The organism is Rhodococcus sp. 5G237 (assembly GCF_053764735.1).
The window spans coordinates 63,220-84,403 of the sequence record NZ_JBSNCD010000007.1 but is presented as its reverse complement, the minus strand read 5'-3'; the positions used below and the strand labels follow the sequence as shown (position 1 = coordinate 84,403).

Here is a 21,184-nt window from a genome sequence, read left to right as displayed (position 1 = left end):
CACACGTCGAGGCGACACCCGAGACTCGAGGACGCGACCGCGCGAGTGCCCCGAGCCGGGCACACCACGTATATCGATGCTGCGCGGGCTTCTGGGCACGCTCCGCCTCCGCTCGGATCGGCGCTGCCGTTCGGACATCACAGAGAAACGTCAATCTTGTTGATTTGACAGTCAATACGGTATTCGCGCTTGCACGACGAAGGCGCACCGAAAACTGAAAGGTTGGAGGATCATGATCGGTAATTCGACTCGGTTCACCGGCTCCATCGGGACGGTATCCCAGAACGGCATCCCGCAGGAAGTGGACGTCGCGGTCGTCGGCTCCGGCGGAGCCGGCCTGATGGCAGCGCTCACCGCGGCCAAGGAGGGCGCACGAGTGCTCGTGGTCGAATCCCGCGAACTCGTCGGCGGCGCCACCGGCATCTCCGCAGGCGCCACATGGATACCCAATCACGGCTTCTCCACCGACGACCTGAAGATCGACGACGATCTCGACCAGGCCCGTCGTTACATCTACGGCGAGGGACGCGACAAGGTTCTCGACCACGACATGATCGAGAAGTTCCTGGAAAGCGGCCCCCACGTTGCCCGGTACATCGAAGAGCACACCTCGTTCGGGTGGATCCCGACGATCTGGCCCGACTACCGCTCGGACATCGACGGTGCGTCCGTCGGCCGCGCCTTGTTCCCCGGTCCGTATTCACCCCAGGGACTCGGCGAGGCTGCGAAGTACGTCCGGCCTGCCCTGACCACCGGCATGGCCAAGAACCCACTGCCCTTCTGGCTGCTGGGCGGCATCGGCATCGATGAGATCTGGCTCGCCGGCCCCGCCCTGATCGGCGCGCTACTCGAAGCGAACCTGCGCAACGGCGTCGACGTGCGCGTCGAAGCGCCCGCCACCCGGCTCGTGATCGAGGACTCCGCGGTCACGGGCGTCGTCGTGACGTCCGACGGGGTCGAACACACCGTCCGCGCCACCCAGGGTGTTCTGCTGGCCAGCGGCGGATACGAAAGCTCCCCCGAGCTGACGACGACCCATCTCGGCGCTCCGTTCGGCGTGCAGGTCTCCCCCAAGGGCCACGACGGCATCGCCGTGCAACTGGCCGAGGACGTCGGCGCAGACCTGACCGGCATGGAAGACGCCTGGTGGATGCCCGGCGTGCAACTGCCCGGCGAAGAGCTCGAAGGCCGACCCCTCAGCCGCGTCTTCCTCGGCGAGCGTGCACTGCCGCACAGCATCATGGTCAACAGCACGGGCCGGCGGTTCGCGAACGAAGCTCTGGCCTACGACCAGTTCGGGCAGATCATGCGTGAGGTGGACCCCCAGACCGGCACCATGCCCAACGCCACCGCCTGGCTGATCTTCGACCACCAGTACTGGACGAAGTTCGGCATCTTCGGCGTCACCCCCGGCGGTGAGGTTCCCGAATACCTCCACCAGGCCGAGACTCTCGCCGAGTTGGCGAACAAGATCGGGGTCGACGAGGTCGGATTGCTCCGCACCGTCGACCGGTTCAACCCCGACGCCGCCCGCGGCCGCGACCCGCAGTTCCACCGCGGCGACACCCTGTTCGACCGCTACTTCGGCGCGTACTACCCCCGACTGGGCAGATACTCCCCCGACAATCGCTTCCCCGCCGCCACCGCCAAGGCCCGCACGATCCTCGCCAAGGCCATCGGTCCGGTGGTCGACAAACTCGCAGGACGAGTCGCACGGAAGAACGATCCGGAACGTCTGCGTTCCCTGATCGTCGGCCCGCTGGCCAAGATCATCCGACCGGTATTGAACAGTCCGAAGTCGAGTGTTCTCGGCCCCATCGACACTGCGCCGTATTACGCACTGAAGGTCGAAGCCAGCGCACTCGGCACCGTCGGCGGCCCGAAGACCGACGCCGACGGGCGGGCACTGGACACCGAAGGCAAGGTCATCCCCGGCCTGTACGCGGCGGGCAATTCCGGTGGCGCGCCCACGAAGGGCTTCTACGGCGGCGCCGGCGGAACCATCTCGCTCGGACTCGTGTTCGGTTACCTGGCCGGACGTGCCGCTGCTACGCCGCAGAACAACGCATAAGTCCGGTCGTTCGACCGTGCCGCAGCCGAGCGCGACGTCTTCGACACCGACGCCCGATCCCCCTCCACGAGGTTCCGGCATTCGACCCGTCGGCTCCGCACGGTCGAACACCCGTGTCCCCGGCCCGGACCGCACACCGTGCGGCGTATGTGCACGTGCCGGGGCGCTGGACCGGGAACCGTGACCGCGGACGCGGTCGGTCTGAGACCCCTCCGGCCGGTAGTCGACGTGACGATGTCTCACACCCGAATTTTGACTGATCACCGCCAGTATTGAACACTGTTCAAGTGATCGACACCGAAGTACTCGTCGTCGGCGGCGGACTCGCCGGACTCGGCGCCGCCCACTACCTCACCCACCGCGGACGGACCGTCCACGTCCTCGAACGCAGCAGCGGCCCCGGTGGCACCTGGCGCGAGAACACCTATCCCGGTTGCGAATGCGACATCCACCCGGCTCTGTACTCCTACTCGTTCACCCGGCTTCCCAGCTGGATCAGTGGACAGGCCGATCATCACCAGATCCTCCGCCACAGCCGACTCCTGGCGGACCGGATACACCGCACCGCTCGCGTCGACTACGACACCGAGGTCACCGCCTGCCGTTGGAACGACACCGACGCGCGTTGGTACGTCCACACCCGCACCGGAGCACTCCACCGCGCCCGCTTCCTCCTCCTGGCGACCGGCGCACTGAACGTCCCACGCATCCCCCGTTTTGCCGGCTCCTTCGCCGGTCCGGTCCTGCACACCGCCCGCTGGAACCACGACCTCGACCTGAGGGGCGCCCGCGTCGGCGTCATCGGCACCGGCGCCAGCGCCGCCCAACTCGTCCCCGCCCTCACCGACCACGCCTGCAGGGTCACGGTGTTCCAACGCACCCCCGCCTGGGTCCTGCCCCGGCCACGCACCCGAGTGCCGCTGCCCTACCGTGCACGCCGGACCGTCGAATACTGGCGCAACGAAACACTTCTCCCCGCCCTGATCGGATCGCAGCGTCTCCGCACCGCCCTCGAGGCGCGGGCCCTGCGTCACCTGCACGCCCAGATACCCGACCCCGTCCTGCGCCGAGCACTGACACCCTCGTACCGGATCGGTTGCAAACGCATCATCTTCTCCGACACGTTCTATCCCGCCCTGCGCCGACCCACCACCATCCTCAAGACTTCCCCCATCACAGAACTCGCAGCAGACGCCGTGCACACCGCAGACGGCCGCCGGCACGAGATCGACGTGCTCGTCCACGCCACCGGATTCCACGTCTCCGCCGCCTTGATGCGCATGCCCGTCCACGGCCGAAACGGAATCAGCCTGCAGGAGATCTGGGCGCGTGACGGTGCCGCAGCGCACTTGGGAACCACCATGGCCGGCATACCCAACGCATTCGTTCTCGGAGGACCGAACACCGGCGTGGGACACACCTCGGTGCTGTTCATGCTCGAAAGCCAATTCCGCTACATCGCTGCCGCGCTCGAGGAAACCGACCGCATCGGCGCCGATGCACTCGTCGTCCGCGAACAAGCACAACACCGATTCACCACACGCATCCACCACGACTCGGCTGCGACGACCTGGACCCGAGGCGGCTGCCACAGTTGGTATCTCGACCGCGAAGGAATCAACCGCTCCCTGTGGCCTGGCCCCACATGGCGATATCGGTTACACACCCGCACATTCGATCTCCACAACTACACATCGATCCGGGCGTCCGCCGGGGGCAGCGACGGCGTCGATCCAGTCGAGCCCGGTCACCAAAGGACCGGAACATCGACGGCGACCACCTTCGACTGAGACGACGAGGTTCGGTATGTCTCGTCGATCAGAGTCGAGCACGAGGTCGTGCTCGAACACCACAAATGCCGGACCATCACCGAAAACATGCCAACCGGTCGCATTTACAGCAAGATCACATAGGTACTCCCTTCATTCGACTGTCAGGAACCTCGATGCGATCGATCATTCGTACTGCGGTACTCACCACCGCCGTTGCTGCCTTCACCGTGACCGCCCCTGCCCTCGGGTCGGCTGCCACCGCCGACGAAGTCGGTTACGCCTTCGGCGTCGACGGCACCAGCGTGACCAACACGATCATCAACACCACCGACGGCGTGCTGACATGTACGACCTCGCTCGCCACTGCGCCCGGCGGGGTGTTGCCTCCCATTTGGGAGGTCACCGGCCCCGGTCAGACGCTGTACGCCTCGGACCAGGTCCAGCCCGGGACCACCACGCAGACCATCACCGAAGTACCGGACGGCTCCTATGTGGCGCTGGCAACCTGCGTCAACGCCGACAACACCGCGATGTGGGCCTCGGACTACCCCGGGATCGGCGACATTCTTGCCTTGTTCCCCTTGACCGCCTTCGCGGTCCAGCAGTCCTCCACCGTCCTCACCGTGCCCACAGATGCTCCCGCTCCCCCGGTTCCGGGACTCGGACTTCCAGCCTTCGGCAGCAGCAACTGACGCACCCGATCGAGACGCAGCTCGTGGGCCTGCATCGCCATCGGTACAGGCCCTCGAGTCGGCCGACAATTCCTCGACGCCAACGGACCGGGCCTGCGGGGACAGTTCGTCAGGGGTAGGTGCACCGTTGGCAGGCGGCTGCCCGTGCGCGCAGAACGCAGGTGTAAACGTGCAGGTGAAGCACTCGAAGTGACATCCACCCGAGCGTCGGCGGTCTCGTCGCGGTCGAAAATCCTGGGGCGCACGTCAACGCCCCTCGGTAGTCGACCAGCTACGCGATCGCGCGCCACCATCGATCTTCTTCCTCCTGCTTCTCCAGTGCGACAGAATATTCTGCGGCACAGTCAGCCGAGCACAAGCCATCGTGCCCGCCAGCGGTGATGTACTGCCGACATACTGCACATCGGGGAAACGGATCACCAGCAGGAAATCGGGTGATTCTCAGCGTCGCTCCGACGACGATCAGCACTGCCCCAGCGCAGCCGAACGCGACGGCGACACTGTGATCCCGGAACAGGACGGCAGCCACTACACACATGACGGCCGCGAACACGACGGCGGCCGGCGCTTGGTGAAGGTTCACGAATCATGGGTCGAATCAGCGGTCCCGCCTGTTACCTGTAAGCAGATGGGACGCGAAGTCGGGGCGCACGGCGGGTGGTTCGACCCACGGATCCGGTTACGCACGGCGTATGTGCAGCTGTTCGCGGTGTCGCCGTCTTCGGTGTCGAGAGCTCGGCATTTCTGCCGGGACATCAACTTCAGAGACCCCCCGTCGGCGCGGCGACGGCCTCAGCCGCGCCGACAGAGGGGGGTCCGACGCGCCAGGGGCAGCATCGGGACCCATGCCGATGCGGGGCGGGCATCGACATATCCGCGCCCCGGCATGGTGTCGACGTCGGCCGGGAAATGGACCGGCGACACGGCGGGGCGCGCATTCGGGTGACTCGTGCACTCCCCTGCAGGAGACCACACCGAATGTTCAAGACATTACCTTGACTAGGCAAAGAACAGCAATAGGACTCGGGGTGCCGAGCGCGAGACCTCCACCAGCTCATCCCCGCGACCCGAAGGAACAGGGTCGGCGACATCTGATTCCATGAAAGATGCTGGTATCCAAGGTATTCGGAGTTCAGAGGATAGAATCGAACGACGTGCCCCTCCCCGCCCTGCGACCGTGCGTCGTATGCGCGGAGGGGCTCATCCCCCGTCGGTGATCGTCGAGAACTCGGCCGAGGATTCCCGCAAGAGTTGCGCCACTTTCCGACTGTTGCACCACACGAGCCTTGAACCCCGAGATAAAATGTGTATTGCGTTTTGCATTAGACAGATGGGTCTGTGCGGGTTGTCGGGGTCCTGCGCGCATCCACCGGACGGAAGTCGAGGTTCCCGACAGTGCTGGACAGCCACACGTCCCCGCGCGCTCGGTTGTTCGCCACCTTGTCGAGCACGACACTTCTGGTCGTCCTGCAAGACAACCGGTTCGCGGGAAAAACGGTTCTGGCACGGTCGTGGCTGCTCAACGGAGCAGAGCCCGACGCGATCGTCGTACCCATGACTGCTCCCGCGGGCACAAGCACCCCGGACGAGTACTGGACGGACGTCCTTTCGGCGGTACACGCCCGAACCGGCGCCACAAGACCGGAGCGCGGCCCGCCCCGTTCCAGACACTGTGCTCCCTCTTCTCCGCACTGCAGCACCAGATCGTGTTGATCCTCGACGCAGTCGATCGCATCCACGGCATCGAACCACACGTCGCCGCTCTGCTCGACCTCTGCCCCCACCTGCGGATCCTCGTCACCACCCGCACGACCGGAAAGTGGCAACAGGTGGCCGACACGGCCGCCGACCGCGCCATCCTCTCTGCGACCGAGCTTGCATGCACCGACGTCGAGACCGCCACCATCCTGAACGCAGAGCATCAACTCTCGCAGAACCGCCGATAGAGTTTGGCTAGAACTTGTTCCTCTGCAATGGAATACAGCGATTATGAACCAATCCGGCGGGCATCCCGAACCTCGGTCCGCCCACCGCGACGGGTGCGACGACAGCAGCGACCGCGTCGGGCACGACGTGGGTCACCAGGTAGTGCAGCGACAGCGTGTCGTTCTGGACGACGTGCTTGACCTGCCCGAAGTCGGGCGGTGAACCAGCCGAGCGGGACGGTCGACAGCGTGCCGAGCAGACGGAGGTCCACAACCGAAGAATGAGGCTCACAACCCTGGTGGTCGACCCTGTGGGTTGCGAGCCGCACTTCTGCGTTGTGAGCCCCTGCCGAACACGCTCTGCGCGGTCAGTCAGCGGAAGTGGTCTCGCACACCGACCCCGGCGACCGGCGACCTGCACCCTCCTCGCTACGCTCCAGCTCATGAGTGAGCCGACTTCGACCTACGCCAACGTGACGCTCGACCCGCGTGCCAACGTCTACTTCGACGGCAAGTGCGTCAGCCACAACTTCCATCTGGCGGATGGAACCCGCAAGTCGGCCGGCGTGATCCTGCCCGCGACCCTCAACTTCGGCACGGCCGCTCCGGAGGTCATGGAACTGCACAGCGGCGCGTGCCGCGTCCGGTTGGCCGGCGGCGAGGACTGGACCTCCTACGGTGCAGGCGACTCCTTCTCGGTGCCCGGCGACTCGTCGTTCGACATCGAGGTCACCGAAGCCGTCAGCTACGTCTGCCACTACGGCTGACCGCACTCCTGAGCGAACGAGAACGCTCCCACCGAGCCAAGCTCGGTGGGAGCGTTCTTTCGTTCGTGGCGACCAGGCCACTGACGCGAACCCGGCTCAGCTGGTGACCTCTGCGCGATCGGCCGAAGTGCCGGCCTGCGCCTTCCGCTGCGACGAGGCGTGGCCGACGAACATCGCCGACGCCACGATCCCGATGATCAGGACCGAGGCGGGCAAAAGCATCGATTGGCTCAGCGCGGTGCTGAACTTCTCGGCGATCTGCTCCGGGAGAGCGGTTCCCATTGCTGCTCCGCCGCCCTCGCCCGCCTGCACCTCACCGAGTCCCTGCGCGGCCATCAAGGACGAGATCAAGGCACCGATCGCGGCGCTGCCCAGCACCGAACCGACCTGCCGGGTCGTGTTGTAGATGCCGGCACCGGCGCCCGCCTGGCGGATGGGCAGGTTGTGCGTGGCGGTGGAGGCCAGCGGTGCCCAGATGCACGAATTGGACACGCCGGCGATACCGGCGATGAGCAGGAACAGCACGATGGGGCTGTCCGGCGTCATGAGCACCGCGAACCCGAAGATCGACGCGGAGAAGAGTGTGAAGCCGACGGTGGGCAGCACCCGGGGCGGCATCCGGTCGGAGAACTTGCCGATGAGCGGCGCCGTGAGACCGGTGACGATCGCCATCGGGGCGAAGATCAGGGCAGCGCGCGTGGGTGAGAATCCGCGGACCGTCTCGAGATAGAAGTAGGCCGGAACCATCAGTGCGGTCATGGCTGCGCCCATCGACGAGATCGCGATGTTCGACATCGAGAAGTTCCGGTCGCGGAACAGGGCCAATGGCACGAGGGGTTCACCTTTGTTACGCGCCTGGTTGAACACGAACAGCACCATCACCGCGATACCCGCGACGATCATCGTCCAGGTCCAGACGTCCCAGTCGCGGCTGGAACCTTCCTGGATTCCGAAGACCAGCAGGAACAATCCGACGCCACTGAGGATCACGCCGACGACGTCGAACTTGTGCGGTTGGGTCTCGAGGCTGGGCACGAGCCATGCCGCCAGCATGAAGGCGATGATGCCGACCGGGACGTTGATGTAGAAGATCCAGTTCCAGCCCTGCCAATCGACCAGTACACCGCCGACGAGAGGGCCGAGCAGCGAGGCCAGACCGGCGACGGCGCCCCACAGACCCATGGCCGCGCCTCGCTTGTCGGGCGCGAAGGTGCGGGTGATGATCGCCATCGTCTGCGGCGTCATCAGCGCCGCGCCGAGTCCCTGGACGGCGCGGGCGGCGATGAGCATCTCGATGGTGCCGGAGGTCGCGCACCACAGCGACGCCGCGGTGAACACCACCAGGCCCGCGAGATAGACGTGCTTGGGGCCGAACCGGTCGCCGAGACGACCGGTGAACAGCAGGGGCACCGCATAGGTGAGCAGATAGGCGCTGGTCACCCAGACGACCTGATTGATGTCGGCCTGCAGGTCGGCCATGATCGCCGGGTTGGCCACCGCGACGATGGTCAGATCCAGCAGGATCATGAAGAACCCGACCACCAGGGCCGACAGGCCCCACCACGGATTACGTTCAGTTTTCATCGATTTCGTTCCTGTTCGTACCGGTCGAGCGCGACCGGCGATCTATTGGGTCAAGGTGTCCCGGTTCGGTCGATGCACTACGGCCGACCGGGACCACTACTTCCCGCACCGCTCCTCCGCAGTTCGGCGAGAGTCTCGTCCGTCAGCGCAGCACCCCAGTCGCGACCGAGATCATGGGGCGGGTCCGGAAGTTGTCGATCGGCGGCATCGACGCTCTGCCACACCAAGGACCCGTCGCGGATCTCCTCGATCAGTCCACGAAGCCACTCCGCTTCGTGGGCGGTCCTGTCCCGGAGGAAGTCGACGGCCACCCAGTAGCGACGCGGCACGCCGTTGTCCGCGGCCCACGTGCGGATCGCGTCGAATTCGACGAGCTCTTCCTCGAGCCGGTCGATGCGTTCTCCGAGAAGGACGACGACCTCGTCTGCCGGAAGGTTGTGCGATTCGGCGAGACCGAGAGGGAAGATCGGATACTCACGGACGGGCCGTCGGATGATCTCGGCGAGGCGGGCCCGCACGGCCGCCTCGCCGGCCGCGGTGATGCTGTAGGTTGTCCGCTCGGGCCGATTACCTGCGCGTTCGGTGCCTTCCTGCCGGATCAGTCCGCTTTCCGCGAGGCGGGAAACGATGTGGTACAGCGAGCTCGGTCGCAGCTTGATGAGGTTGTCCTCGCGACGCTTGAGCAGAAGCTGGTGCATCTCCTAGGGATGCATCGGCCGTTCCTCGAGCAGCCCGAGTACCGCGACGGCCATAGGCGTCAGGACGGGGATGCGGGGCTGATCGGACACCGGTCTCGATTTCCTTCGATCGTCGGGAGGCGTTGCGATTCTGCGACTGGTTCGCTTCGAATAGTCGGCGCCGAATATACGGCGTCGAATAGCAGACGGACAAGCGCGTGAGGTCGCTCGACATCGCAGATCCGCACACTCGGGCATCCCCGGAATCGGTCCGTCCGGGTGGCAGACTCCCCTCGTGGATAGTTGCGTCGGATTCGGTGTCATCCGAAAGGAGGGTTTCGAGTGGTCGACTACGCATGATTCCGCAGCACCCGAGCGTGATGCTTCATTCGAAGCTGTTTCCGGCTCAGGAAAGGATCCGTCATGGCCGACCTGGACTCCCCGTCGACCCGCGAGGTCTGCGGAACGATGGCTGTGCACCACAAACTGCTGTTGCAGAGCCCCAGCTACAAGCAGCGCTGCGAGATGTTCGAGAACCGGGTGTTCGCCTACCGGACAGGACGGCGCGCACCGGCCCCGACAGGTGTCGTGACCGTTCCGGTCGTCGTTCACGTCGTGCACGATCCCGCGTCGCCCTCCCAGAACATCGGTGAAGACCAGATTCGGAGCCAGATCGACGCCCTCAACCGAGACTTCCGCGCCACCAACCCCGACCGCACGAAGGTGCCGGAGGTCTGGAAGGACCTCGTCGCCGACATCCACGTCGAGTTCCGACTGGCGACAGTCGATCCGGACGGCGCCCCGACCGACGGGATCACCAGGACCCCGACGACGAAGGAGTTCTTCACGGCGGACGAGGACGACATCAAGTCGTCCGACACGGGCGGCGCCGACCCCTGGCCGAGCGACGACTACCTCAACATCTGGCTGTGCAACGACCTTCGCGATTCGATCGGTCGCCAGATCCTCGGCTACGCCCAGTTCCCCGGCGGACCGGCAGCAACCGACGGTGTCGTCATCGTCCATTCGTGTTTCGGGACCACCGGCACGGCGCGACCTCCCTTCCATCTCGGTCGCACCGCGACACACGAGATCGGTCACTGGCTGAGCCTGCGCCACATCTGGGGCGACGACGGCGACGGATGCTCGGGCACCGATTTCGTCGACGACACCCCCAACCAGGCGGGCCACAACTTCGGCAAGCCGAGGTATCCACGAGTGACCTGCAACAACGGTCCACACGGCGACATGTTCATGAACTACATGGACTACACCGACGACGAGGCGATGTTCATGTTCACCGCCGGGCAGGCGCTCCGTATGCGGGCGTGCCTGGAGGGACCGCGGGCGTCGTTCCTGCTCGGGGCGCTGGAACCGGCCCGGACGGAATCGCTCGCACTCGGCCCGACCGGCAACGGTGAGACGCGAACCGACACCTCGGCGCTTGTGTCGCTCGACCGCGAGGTGGACGAGCTGCGACGTCAGATCGCGTCGCTCCGGTCGCTCCTCGACCGCATCGGCGGAATCCTGGACCGTGTCGGTTGACCACCCACCACGGACTCGTCAGGACGCACTGTGAACGACCCGTCTTCGATCATCGGTACCTGGTTCCATTCGTACGAGGAGGACACCGACACCGCGAGGGTCTACCGCCCTCGCGGGTTTCCGTTTCCTCGCTCGCGCGGACGACCCGGATTCGAGTTCCGGCAGGACGGCACCTACGTCGAATACGACGGCGGTCCCGACGATCGTGGTCGCGCGCGTGTCGGACAGTGGCAGGACCTGGGCCACGGTCGTGTCCGCACCGTCCTTCCCGAGACGGACCCGAATCCACATGTGCACACGGTGCTCTCCGTCGACGACGAGATCCTCACGTTCGAATCGGGGCAACCATGACTGACGTGACACGAGAAACAGGCGGCACGATGCCGCACCTCCTCGACACGGTCGTGTTCGAGGGCGCTACGAGCTCGAACGTGATCGCCGAGCGACCGGGTCGCGGCCCCTCGCCCAGGAGCGTCGTGGTGGTCACCGCTCACCTCGACTCCATCAACATCGCGGGCGGCCCCGCTGCTGCCGCCCCCGGAGCCGACGACAACGGTTCGGGCAGCGCGGGACTGCTGACGATCGCCGAGACGCTCGAACACCATGTGGCAGAGCACGATCTGCGTCTGATCCTGTTCGGAGGTGAAGAGCAGGGACTGGTCGGCAGCCTCGCCTACGTCGCCGGCCTGTCGACTGCAGAACGGGAGCGCATCCGAGGCGTCGTCAACATGGACATGATCGCCTCGCTCAATGCCCCGCAGCCCACCGTTCTTTTCGAAGGCGCGAGCCTGTCGCAGCACCTGATCGACGAACTTGCCCGGGCCGCCGCGACCTACACGACGCTGGCTGTGCAGACCAGCCTGCATCCGCTCAACAGCGATCACGTGCCGTTCCTCGAGAAGGGCATCCCCGCGGTGCTGACCATCGAAGGAGCCGACAGCACGAACGCGAACATCCATAGTGCGCGCGACACGCTCGATTCCATCGACTACGACCTCGCACTCGAGATCCTGCGCATGAACGTTGCTGCTACAGCACGCCTGCTGGGATCGGCATAGACGTGGATGAGGGGTTCCGGCCGGTGCGTCGCATCGGCCGGAACTCCTCGCTCGAGTACGGTCACGATCTGTGCAGCCACACTCCGGCGCTGCCGAACCCGATGATGTCGGCGCGACCGTCACCTGTGGTGTCCGCCAGGAACCGCGGATGCTGGTCGACCCGCCACCCACCGGCGTCGTAACCGAAGTTGGTGACGATCAATCCGGGCGCGTCGAACCCGCCGTTGCCCAGTGCCCGCGACACGTAGACGCCGGCATTGCCGAATCCGACGATGTCCGCCCGGCCGTCCCCGGTGGTGTCGGCCAGGAACCGCGGGTGCCGATCGATCCGCCATCCTCCGGCGCTGTAGGCGAAGTTGTCGACGACGCGCGTGACCGGCCCGTACGTCCCATCGGCTCGCGCCAGGGAGACATACACGCCCGCCTCGCCGAATCCGACGATGTCGGCCCGGCCGTCCCCGGTCGTGTCCGCGAGGAACCGTAGATGCCGCTCCACGCGCCATCCACCCGCGTTGTATCCGAAGTCGTCGACGACGCGCGTGACCGGCCCGAACGACCCGTCCGCCTGTGCCCGGGACACGTACACCCCCGCATCACCGAAACCGACGATGTCCGCACGACCGTCACCCGTGGTGTCGGCCAGGAACCGCGGATGCCGCTCCACCCGCCAACCACCCGCGACGTACCCGAAATCGGCGACCACCCGGGTCACCGGCCCGAACGACCCATCGGCCTGCGCTCGAGACACATACACCCCCGCATCACCGAAACCGACGATGTCCGCACGACCGTCACCCGTGGTGTCGGCCAGGAACCGCGGATGCCGCTCCACCCGCCAGCCACCGGCCTGGTACGCGAAGTCCTTGACGACGAGGCGCGGTGTCTCGAAGCGTCCGTTGGGCTGAGCGCGCGACACGTACACACCGGCATCACCGAATCCGACGATGTCGGCCCGGCGGTTGCCCGTGGTGTCGGCGAGGAACCGCGGATGCCGATCGGTGCGCCACGATCCGGCGTTGTACCCGAAATTGTTGACGGCGAGCTGCGGCGCCCATCCGAGGTGCCCGGGAGTGAAGCCGCAGACGGTGAACGTGTTGCCCTTCATCAGGCACGGGACGCCACCTTCGGCCGCGCAGTTCTCGCAGTTGCCGTTGGCGAGTCCGTATCGTCCGAAGGCACCGCCGCACGTGCATCTGCTGTCCGCGTACTCGTCCGGGCAGCCGAAGATGTGCCCGGTCTCGTGCGCGAACACCCGGTCGATGTTGTCCGGGCCCCAGCCGTCGTTGTTGTAGTCCATGACGACCCGTGGCGCACCCGCGTACGCGAAGTGACCGAGTGGATACTTCGTGAAGAAGGCGCAGTAGGTCCAGCGGGTTCCGTAACGGCTGCGGATGTCCTCGACATAAGCACCCACGCCGTTCCAGTCGGCACTGTATCCCAGCGCGCCCATCGCCGGATCACGCCAGTGCGCCTCGAGGTCGGCGGCGGACGGATCCGCCGGCACACTCAGGTTCACGTTCTGGATGTCGTACGAGAAGGAAATGCCCGCCAAGGGGTTTGCGGTGGCGAGCCAACCCAGACCGTTCTGGACCTCGGCGACCACCTTCACCACCTCGGCCTCGGAGAAGCTCAATGCCGCAGTCGGTCCCTGAACGATGACGATGCCGACCGCCACCGACCCCTCGAGATAGGAACTCGTCGGTCCCGCTTCCTGCTGACTGTCGCGCTCTGCCACCTGGGGCGGGACGGGCACAACCGACGTGCAATCCCCCATGTCCCACTCTTGACCGTCGCGGGGTCGGTTCTCCTTCGCACGACGGTAGTCGGCGGATTGGCGCAGCCGTTGCGCCGCGAGGCCCAGTGTCTCGACCTCGGTGGGGTCGTCGACGAGGTCCCGCATGTCTCCGATCTCCGGGACGGATTCCTCCGCGGACTCCCCCGGAGCGGCAAGGATGGCCATCCGCCCGTAGCGGTGGATCGTTCGTTCCTGTGCCTCGTCGCTCGGATCGGCTGCGCGTACGTCGTCTGCACGCACGACGCGTTCCGTGATGTTCAGGTCGCCGGCCATGTCATGCTCCTGATGTCGAAAATGGTGTGCAAACCGGTCCGGTAAGTCACCGGCCGGGGATATCCGGCGGTTCGAACCCGGGAGTGTCCCAGTTCGAGCCCTCGCCGGGGCGCGTCTTCGGCGCGCATCGGGCGACCCAGGCGTCCACGAACAACTGTTCCTCGGGCGACAAACCGAGTGGTTCCCTGTCGGGGGCGGTGCCGTAGACACCGAGGACGCCGGGGATTCTTCGAATGTTCTCCCTCGCATCGGGATCCGTGAGGACGAGGAGCAGCCGTGGCCGGAGCAATTGGGTCACCGGGGCCGCTGCCTCGATGCCGGCAAGGGCCGCCTCGGCCTGCGCGGAGGCAAGGACGACCAGGTGCTCTCGGGGTGTTTCCACCATGGATGTCTCCCCGTCCTCCGAGGTGCCCCCTCGTTGCGGATTCGTGGCGTCGTGCGAGCAGGCCGTCACCGACACCAGGACTACGACCGACAACACCGCCAGGACGACGGAGGCCTTGCGCATCGGGTACCGACTCACGGTGCGGTGGCCAACCCCGCGCCCGCATCGGTCTGCGGCAACGGCAGCACCTCGGCCCCGTCGACCAGCGTCTTCCAGAGTTCCTTCCCGGTCTTCGCTGTGCTCTGCACGATGAGCGCCGCCAATCCGGCCACGTGCGGCGTGGCCATGGACGTGCCGCTGATCGTGTTGTAGCGGTCCGGCATCGGCCACGACGAGTACACATCGACACCGGGTGCGGCGATGTCGATCGCGCCGCCCGGGACCACGGTGGCCCTGGCCGAGAACGCCGCCATCCTCAGGTCGGACGCCAGTGCCGCGACCGCCATGATCGACGGCGAGTTCGCGGGACTTCCGACGAATCCGGGGTCCGCCGGCCGACGAGCGTTGTTTCCCGCAGCAGCGATGATCAGCGTCCCGGCGGCCAGTGCGCGCTGGCCGACGGCCTCGTAGGCCATCACCGGTTGAGGAACGTTGGCGCCCAGCGACATCGAGACGACCTGGCATCCGTTGGCCAACGCCCACTCGATCCCGGCAAGGATCGTGGAGTCGGACCCACTGCCCTGATTGCTCAGCACCTTCCCGACGAAGATCGACGCCTTCGGCGCGACGCCGTAACCCCGCGCGTTCGGTAGATTCCTCGGTCCACAGGACGTGCCGACACAGTGGGTGCCGTGCCCGTTTCCGTCCTGGACCGCCTGGCCTGCAATGAACGATTTGCTGATGATCGTCCGGCCCGCGAAGTCGGGATGGTTCAGGTCGAATCCGGTGTCGAGCACGGCCACTCGAACACCGGAGCCGTCGAACTGCGACGCGAGCGCACGGGTGGCCTGCAGACCCCAGGTGTGCCTGCGGCCGTCCGCCAGATGTGTCTCCATGGCGAGTGGTGCCGCCAGGGTATGGATGACATGTTCGGGTTCCACGGCCACGATCGCCGGATCCTGCCGCGCGACTTCCTCGAGCGATTCGACCTGCGACCCGTCGACCGCGGCGACAGCCACCCCGAGTCGTTCGAAGATGGTCGCGTCGGCGGATTCGAGTTCGTCGGCGGGTACCGCTTCCGGTCCCGTCTCGTCGCTGGACGCGATCGAGGTCACGCCGCCGATCGATTCGAGTGCGGCCACCCGTTCCTCATGGGTGCTGTCCTCGGTGAAAGTGATGATCTGCCGGCCCGTGGTCTCGGCTTCGACGGGGCCGTCGACATCGTCCGTCATCATGATGGTTTCCTCTGATCCGAAGGGTGACAAGAGATGCGGGAGAACCCCGCGGGATCAGTATGGGAACCGGCCGATACCGGCGCCTGCGTAGACGACTACCCCATTTCGACGGGGTGGGCCGCGCCGGCCGTGCGTAGCCGTTCTCGATTTCGGTGTTCCCGACCGCGCTCAGCGATGTCGGAAACACCGAAGATTGCGTGCGCTCAACGTTTCAGGTGTTGCAGCCGTTCGTGTTCCGACAGTCCACCCCACACTCCGTGCGGTTCGCCGCTGAGCATCGCGTGGGTGCGGCACTCGACCAGCACCGGGCAGTTCGCGCAGATGCGTTTCGCGACGACCTCGCGCCGCCTGCGGATGCTCGGTGGCTCGCCCTCCGGGGCGAAGAAGAAGTACTCGTCAGAGGTCCGGCAGTTGGCATGCTGTTGCCATCCGAGTCGTGGCCGGACACGCTCGGTCAGCACGGTCATCCGATCATCACCACCTCCAGGGTGCGGGGGCCGTGCACGCCCTCGACGCGTTCGAGTTCGATGTCCGACGTCGCGGACGGTCCACTGATCATGGTGATAGGCCGTTCCGGGACGAGCCGGGCCAGCGCTTCGGGCACTCCCACCTCGACGTCGCTCATCGCCACGACGCACACGTGCAGGTCGGGCACCAGCGTGAGCGCGCGTCGCCCCTGGTCGGGGCTGCCGTCGAGGAAGATCGTGCCCGTCTCGGCGCAGGTGACGGCCGAAGCGGTGACGACCCCGTCGAGATCACCGAGGTCGGCTGCGGGCCGGTCGATGGAGTCGACCACCACCTCGCCACCGAATTCCGCCAGCCACGACCGATCCAGGCCCTCCGGGATCCCGACGCGGCGCACCCCACGAGCCGTGAGGATCTTCGCCAGCACAACATGCAGATCCTCCGGTGTGCTTTCGTGCACGTGGGCCTTGTAGTCGACCAGCCGGTCGACCAGCAGCTCACGGCGTTCGGCGTCCGGCAGGGTGCGTCCGAGACGGTAGTCACGCGGTACCTCGACCGGTGTCGGCGGTGCCAGAGTCTGCGCCGAACGGATCCGGCCGAGAATCGCGTCGCGGCTGCTCATCGCTGCTGTCCTTCCTCGCGTGCCTTCGCGAGTGCGGCACGTCCTTCGTCGGAGGCCCACCATTGCCGGAAGGTCTGTTTCGGCGGGGCCGGCATGTCGCGAGCGTCGGTCCAGCCGGCGAGCGGACCGGGCAGATTGGTGATTCTCCCCTTCTTGCCGGCGAGGACGCGGCCGAGTCCGGCGGCCTTCTGCGCGGCCGTCCAGCGTCGAGAGGACGACATGGCCAGCGACGCGGCCTTCATCGCCGCGGCCTCGGGTCCGAAGCGGGCGTGTTCGACCTTCTGGTGGCGCAGTTCCACCAGCAACGAGGGGATGTCGATCTTGACGGGACAGGCGTCGTAGCAGGCACCGCACAGGCTCGATGCGAACGGCAGGCTGGCGTTGGGGTCGTCGGGTTGGTCCATCCCGGCCAACTGCGGGCTGAGGACGGCGCCGATCGGGCCCGGATAGGTCGAGCCGTAGGCGTGGCCTCCGGTGCGCTCGTAGACCGGGCACACGTTCAGGCACGCCGAGCACCGGATGCAGTGCAGCGCTTCGCGTCCGATATCGTCGGCGAGCGCGGCGGTGCGGCCGTTGTCGAGCAGCACGAGGTGGAATTCCTGCGGGCCGTCGCCGGGGGTGACACCGGTCCACATCGAGGTGTAGGGGTTCATGCGCTCCCCAGTCGACGAGCGCGGCAGCAGCTGCAGGAACACCTCGAGGTCGCGGAAGATGGGCAGCAGCTTCTCGATGCCCATGACGGTGATGAGTGTCTGCGGCAGCGTCAGGCACATGCGGCCGTTGCCCTCGGATTCGACGACGGCGAGGGTGCCGGTCTCGGCGATGCCGAAGTTCGCGCCCGACACCGCCACCGGCACCGTCATGAACTTGTGTCGCAGGAACTTTCGTGCCGCGGCGGCGAGATGGCGGGGGTTGTCGTCGAGGTCGGGGTCGACGTCCGGCATCTCACGTAGGAAGATCTCGCGGATCTCGGCGCGGTTGCGGTGGATGGCGGGCACGAGGATGTGCGAGGGCTTGTCGTGGCCGAGTTGGACGATGAGCTCGGCGAGGTCGGTCTCGTAGGCCGCGATCCCCTGTTCCTCGAGGTACTCGTTGAGCCCGATCTCCTGGGTGGCCATCGATTTGACCTTGATGACCTCGTCGGATCCCGTCTTCCGGATCAGCTCGGTGACGATGGCGTTGGCCTCGGCGGCGTCGGCCGCCCAGTGCACCACGCCGCCCCGCGCGGTCACCGCCTCCTCGAGCTGGGTGAGCAGTTCCGGGAGGCGGTTGAGCACGTCGGTCTTGATGGCGGCGCCGGCGTCGCGCAGTTGTTCCCAGTCGGGCAGTTCCCCGGTGACGTTCAGTCGCTTGGCGCGGATGGTGTGGGTGGCCTTGCCGATGTTGCGCCGCAACTGGGGGTTCGCGAGTTCCTGGTGCGCCGCGTCGGGAAACGCCTTGATACCGCGCAGATTTCCGGATCCTCGTGGCGGGACGACGGGCATACCGAGTGCGGTCACGCGGGCACTCCCTTGGGGGCGACGGCCGGTTCCACGGAGGCGAGGATCTCGGCGAGGTGGATGGTGCGGGTACCGGTGCGCAGTCGTGTGAGACCGCCACCTATGTGCATCAGGCACGACGAGTCGCCGGCGCTGCAGTATTCGGCGCCGGTGGCGGCGACATTGCTCAGCTTGTCGGCGAGCATCGCGGTGGAGGTCTCGGCGTTCTTGATCGCGAAGGTGCCGCCGAAGCCGCAGCACGAGTCGGCCTCGGGCAGTTCGACGAGGTCGATCTCGCGCACGGCACGCAACAGCTGGAGCGGCTTCTCCCCCACCCGCAGCATCCGCAACGAGTGGCAGGTGGGGTGATAGGTCACCCGGTGAGGGAAATACGCACCGACGTCGGTGACGCCGAGGACGTCGACGAGGAATTCGGACAACTCGTACGTCTTGGCCTTGACGGTGTCGACCCGCCCGCACAACGACGCGGAACCGTAACGGGAGGCGACGATTTCGTGCTGGTGACGGACGGATCCGACGCACGATCCGGAAGGGGCGACGACGGCGTCGATGCTGCTGTCGTCGAAGGCGTCGACGTAGTTCTCGACGAGCGGCAGCGCGTCGGGTTGGTAGCCGGTGTTGACGTGCATCTGGCCGCAGCAGGTCTGGCGTTCGGGGAAGACGACGTCGTGCCCGAGCCGGGTGAGGAGCAGGGCGGTGGCCGAAACGGCCTTCGGGAACATCGTGTCGCCGAGGCACGTCGCGAACAGGGCGATTCGCATGGAGATCTCCGCATCGGGGGTGTGGTCTGACCACATTGAACCACACGTTCCGGAGATCCGCCGCACATTTTCGGACAGTGACCGCAAATTCCGTCACGGGTCGACTGTGACGCGGACCATGGTGTACTTTCACGTGGTCTGACCACATCGGTCGAAATCAGATCCGCCGCCAACAGCGGCGCAACCACAGGAGTTTCGTGTGGCAACCCGGATATCGGCGGTGACATTCACACCCGCCACTGACGCCATCGCAGGCAGCCTCACCGCATCGGCTCTCGTGGGCCTTGCGCCGCTGCTGACCTTCTTCGTCCTGCTCGCCGGCTTCAAACTCAAGGCCTGGTATTCCGGACTCGGCGCCCTCGTCGTCGCTCTCGTCGTCGCGATCATCGGCTTCGACATGCCCGCGCCGCTGGCCGGCCTGTCCGCCCTGCAGGGTATTACCTTCGGGCTCTTCCCGGTGATGTGGATCGTGATCACTGCGATCTGGTTCTACGAACTCACCGTCGTCAGCGGCCGGTTCGAGGATCTGCGGCGCATCTTCAACTCGATCGGTCACGGCGACATGCGGATCCAGGCGATGCTCATCGCCTTCTGCTTCGGCGGCATGCTCGAAGCACTCGCCGGATTCGGCGCGCCCGTCGCTATCACCGGCGCCATGCTCGTCACCCTCGGCATGCCCGCCCTGCGGGCCGCGGTCACGGTCCTGATCGCCAACACCGCACCGGTCGCCTTCGGCGCCATGGCCATCCCGATCACCACCGCCGGCGCCCTGACCGACATCCCCGCCACCGAGATCGCCGCCGTCGTCGGCCGTCAGACACCGATCCTGGCTCTCTTCGTGCCGTTGTTGCTGCTCTTCCTCGTCGACGGTCGTCGCGGTGTCCGGCAGGCCTGGCCGATCGCACTGGTCACCGGCACGACCTTCGCGCTCGCCCAGTTCTGGTGCTCGAGCCACTTCTCGTACGAACTCACCGATGTCGTCGCCTCGCTCGCCGGTCTCACCGCCGCCGTACTGATGCTGCAGGTCTGGAAGCCGCGGACCCCCGAGGGCCAGCTCTCGCGCACCCGCACCGATACCATCGCGGTCCAGGCCGGCAAGGAGGGCCCCGGAGCCGCTCGTGCTCCGCAGCGTCCCGTCGCCGACGAGTCGCTGACCACCTCGCGCGTCGTCATGGCCCTGTTCCCGTACCTGCTGGTCATCACCGTGTTCGGTATTGCGAAGCTGTGGACCGTCGGTGTCGATCTGCCGGAGCGTCTCGCCGCCACCGATGTCAAGATCGAGTGGCCCGGCCTGTACGGCAATCTGCTCACAGGCAACGGCGACGCGTCGAGCAGCGCGGTCTACACCTTCTCGTGGTTGTCGTCGCCGGGAACACTGCTGCTGCTCAGCGGCGCGATCGTCACCCTCGTCTACGCGCGGTGGGACAGCGGCGGCATGTTCCCGCTGACCGTCCGCCAGGCCGTGGCCACCTTCGGCACCACCGTCGTGCGGATGAAGCTCGCCATCGCCACGGTGGCCACCGTCCTGGGCCTGAGCTACGTGATGAACCAGTCCGGCCAGACCGTCGCGATCGGCACGTGGCTCGCCGGCACCGGCGCGATCTTCGCCCTGTTCTCCCCGATCCTCGGCTGGCTCGGCACCGCCGTCACCGGCTCGGACACATCCGCCAACGCCCTGTTCGCCCGCCTGCAGCAGGCCGCCGGGCAGACCGCCGGCATCGACCCGACCCTGCTGGTCGCGGCGAACACCTCCGGTGGTGTGGTCGGCAAGCTGATCAGCCCGCAGAACCTCACCATCGCCGCCACCGCCGTCGATCAGCCGGGCAGCGAATCGGTGTTGTTGCGCAAGGTGATCGGCTACAGCGTCGCGATGCTCGTCATCCTCTGTGTGCTGGTCTACCTGCAGTCCACGCTGGTGTTGTCCTGGATGCTCCCCTGATCCGGAATCGACTAGGCTCT

Annotated in this window: 18 protein-coding genes; 9 read left to right on the top strand and 9 right to left on the bottom strand. The window is 66.3% G+C overall.

Translation table 11 applies throughout. From position 1 onward, the window contains the following. Positions 1–232: 232 nt before the first annotated feature. From ACWPOC_RS17885 to ppnP, 5 genes are all read left to right on the top strand, one after another. Positions 233–2,071, top strand: coding sequence for an FAD-dependent oxidoreductase (locus ACWPOC_RS17885; RefSeq protein WP_455409089.1), 1,839 nt, complete (start codon positions 233–235; stop codon positions 2,069–2,071). A 287-nt stretch (positions 2,072–2,358) separates the two neighbouring features. After that, the gene (locus ACWPOC_RS17880) at positions 2,359–3,861 is read left to right on the top strand and encodes a flavin-containing monooxygenase (protein ID WP_455409088.1); all 1,503 of its coding nucleotides are present in this window, start codon (positions 2,359–2,361) and stop codon (positions 3,859–3,861) included. Between the two features lie 155 nt (positions 3,862–4,016). After that, positions 4,017–4,535, top strand: a complete 519-nt coding sequence (locus ACWPOC_RS17875) for a hypothetical protein (protein ID WP_230791613.1) — start codon at positions 4,017–4,019, stop codon at positions 4,533–4,535. A gap of 1,706 nt (positions 4,536–6,241) precedes the next feature. Then, the gene (locus tag ACWPOC_RS17870) at positions 6,242–6,481 is read left to right on the top strand and encodes a hypothetical protein (RefSeq protein ID WP_230791733.1); all 240 of its coding nucleotides are present in this window, start codon (positions 6,242–6,244) and stop codon (positions 6,479–6,481) included. Between the two features lie 422 nt (positions 6,482–6,903). Next, a complete protein-coding gene (ppnP, locus tag ACWPOC_RS17865) occupies positions 6,904–7,227 on the top strand; it encodes a pyrimidine/purine nucleoside phosphorylase (protein WP_230791614.1) in 324 nt (107 codons plus the stop codon). A 96-nt stretch (positions 7,228–7,323) separates the two neighbouring features. Here ppnP and ACWPOC_RS17860 read toward each other — a convergent pair whose 3' ends face one another. Next, entirely contained in the window at positions 7,324–8,811 is a 1,488-nt protein-coding gene (locus tag ACWPOC_RS17860; RefSeq protein ID WP_455409087.1) for a DHA2 family efflux MFS transporter permease subunit, read from the bottom strand. A gap of 77 nt (positions 8,812–8,888) precedes the next feature. Next, positions 8,889–9,509: a PadR family transcriptional regulator gene (locus ACWPOC_RS17855; RefSeq protein WP_455409086.1), complete on the bottom strand. Its 621-nt coding sequence runs from the start codon at positions 9,507–9,509 to the stop codon at positions 8,889–8,891. Between the two features lie 402 nt (positions 9,510–9,911). Here ACWPOC_RS17855 and ACWPOC_RS17850 point away from each other — a divergent pair, with 402 nt between their 5' ends. The 3 genes from ACWPOC_RS17850 to ACWPOC_RS17840 are packed head-to-tail and all read left to right on the top strand — an operon-like array spanning position 9,912 to position 12,091. Continuing rightward, the gene (locus tag ACWPOC_RS17850; RefSeq protein WP_455409085.1) at positions 9,912–11,033 is read left to right on the top strand and encodes a zinc metalloprotease; all 1,122 of its coding nucleotides are present in this window, start codon (positions 9,912–9,914) and stop codon (positions 11,031–11,033) included. Between the two features lie 30 nt (positions 11,034–11,063). Beyond that, the gene (locus tag ACWPOC_RS17845; protein WP_455409084.1) at positions 11,064–11,384 is read left to right on the top strand and encodes a hypothetical protein; all 321 of its coding nucleotides are present in this window, start codon (positions 11,064–11,066) and stop codon (positions 11,382–11,384) included. Positions 11,385–11,389: 5 nt separating this feature from the next. Continuing rightward, positions 11,390–12,091 (top strand): M28 family metallopeptidase, encoded by a 702-nt coding sequence (locus tag ACWPOC_RS17840; protein WP_455409083.1) that lies wholly within the window; start codon positions 11,390–11,392, stop codon positions 12,089–12,091. A gap of 61 nt (positions 12,092–12,152) precedes the next feature. Here ACWPOC_RS17840 and ACWPOC_RS17835 read toward each other — a convergent pair whose 3' ends face one another. The 7 genes from ACWPOC_RS17835 to ACWPOC_RS17805 form a co-directional block, all read right to left on the bottom strand. Further along, the gene (locus ACWPOC_RS17835; RefSeq protein WP_192378455.1) at positions 12,153–14,159 is read right to left on the bottom strand and encodes an FG-GAP repeat domain-containing protein; all 2,007 of its coding nucleotides are present in this window, start codon (positions 14,157–14,159) and stop codon (positions 12,153–12,155) included. A 46-nt stretch (positions 14,160–14,205) separates the two neighbouring features. Continuing rightward, positions 14,206–14,667, bottom strand: coding sequence for a hypothetical protein (locus ACWPOC_RS17830; protein ID WP_271038299.1), 462 nt, complete (start codon positions 14,665–14,667; stop codon positions 14,206–14,208). 11 nt (positions 14,668–14,678) lie between these two features. Further along, entirely contained in the window at positions 14,679–15,878 is a 1,200-nt protein-coding gene (locus ACWPOC_RS17825) for a S8 family peptidase (protein ID WP_159418280.1), read from the bottom strand. A gap of 203 nt (positions 15,879–16,081) precedes the next feature. Beyond that, entirely contained in the window at positions 16,082–16,345 is a 264-nt protein-coding gene (locus tag ACWPOC_RS17820; RefSeq protein ID WP_159418281.1) for a WhiB family transcriptional regulator, read from the bottom strand. After that, the gene (locus ACWPOC_RS17815; RefSeq protein ID WP_059383450.1) at positions 16,342–16,965 is read right to left on the bottom strand and encodes a LutC/YkgG family protein; all 624 of its coding nucleotides are present in this window, start codon (positions 16,963–16,965) and stop codon (positions 16,342–16,344) included. Before ACWPOC_RS17815 ends, ACWPOC_RS17820 begins: the two co-directional genes overlap by 4 nt. Continuing rightward, a complete protein-coding gene (locus ACWPOC_RS17810) occupies positions 16,962–18,464 on the bottom strand; it encodes a LutB/LldF family L-lactate oxidation iron-sulfur protein (RefSeq protein ID WP_455409082.1) in 1,503 nt (500 codons plus the stop codon). The genes ACWPOC_RS17815 and ACWPOC_RS17810 overlap by 4 nt, the downstream gene beginning before the upstream one ends. Then, a complete protein-coding gene (locus tag ACWPOC_RS17805; protein WP_026060979.1) occupies positions 18,461–19,225 on the bottom strand; it encodes a (Fe-S)-binding protein in 765 nt (254 codons plus the stop codon). The genes ACWPOC_RS17810 and ACWPOC_RS17805 overlap by 4 nt, the downstream gene beginning before the upstream one ends. Before the next feature lie 220 nt (positions 19,226–19,445). On the opposite strand from ACWPOC_RS17805, the gene ACWPOC_RS17800 reads away from it, so the two are divergent. After that, positions 19,446–21,164, top strand: coding sequence for an L-lactate permease (locus tag ACWPOC_RS17800; RefSeq protein WP_455409081.1), 1,719 nt, complete (start codon positions 19,446–19,448; stop codon positions 21,162–21,164). Positions 21,165–21,184 lie beyond the last annotated feature (20 nt).

Coding starts and splice junctions, on each gene's coding strand:
- ACWPOC_RS17830 (WP_271038299.1), bottom strand. CDS start 14,667: ATGCGCAAGGCCTCCGTCGTCCTGGCGGTGTTGTCGGTCGTAGTCCTG.
- ACWPOC_RS17860 (WP_455409087.1), bottom strand. CDS start 8,811: ATGAAAACTGAACGTAATCCGTGGTGGGGCCTGTCGGCCCTGGTGGTC.
- ppnP (WP_230791614.1), top strand. CDS start 6,904: ATGAGTGAGCCGACTTCGACCTACGCCAACGTGACGCTCGACCCGCGT.
- ACWPOC_RS17815 (WP_059383450.1), bottom strand. CDS start 16,965: ATGAGCAGCCGCGACGCGATTCTCGGCCGGATCCGTTCGGCGCAGACT.
- ACWPOC_RS17825 (WP_159418280.1), bottom strand. CDS start 15,878: ATGATGACGGACGATGTCGACGGCCCCGTCGAAGCCGAGACCACGGGC.
- ACWPOC_RS17835 (WP_192378455.1), bottom strand. CDS start 14,159: ATGGCCGGCGACCTGAACATCACGGAACGCGTCGTGCGTGCAGACGAC.
- ACWPOC_RS17850 (WP_455409085.1), top strand. CDS start 9,912: ATGGCCGACCTGGACTCCCCGTCGACCCGCGAGGTCTGCGGAACGATG.
- ACWPOC_RS17855 (WP_455409086.1), bottom strand. CDS start 9,509: ATGCACCAGCTTCTGCTCAAGCGTCGCGAGGACAACCTCATCAAGCTG.
- ACWPOC_RS17805 (WP_026060979.1), bottom strand. CDS start 19,225: ATGCGAATCGCCCTGTTCGCGACGTGCCTCGGCGACACGATGTTCCCG.
- ACWPOC_RS17875 (WP_230791613.1), top strand. CDS start 4,017: ATGCGATCGATCATTCGTACTGCGGTACTCACCACCGCCGTTGCTGCC.
- ACWPOC_RS17885 (WP_455409089.1), top strand. CDS start 233: ATGATCGGTAATTCGACTCGGTTCACCGGCTCCATCGGGACGGTATCC.
- ACWPOC_RS17820 (WP_159418281.1), bottom strand. CDS start 16,345: ATGACCGTGCTGACCGAGCGTGTCCGGCCACGACTCGGATGGCAACAG.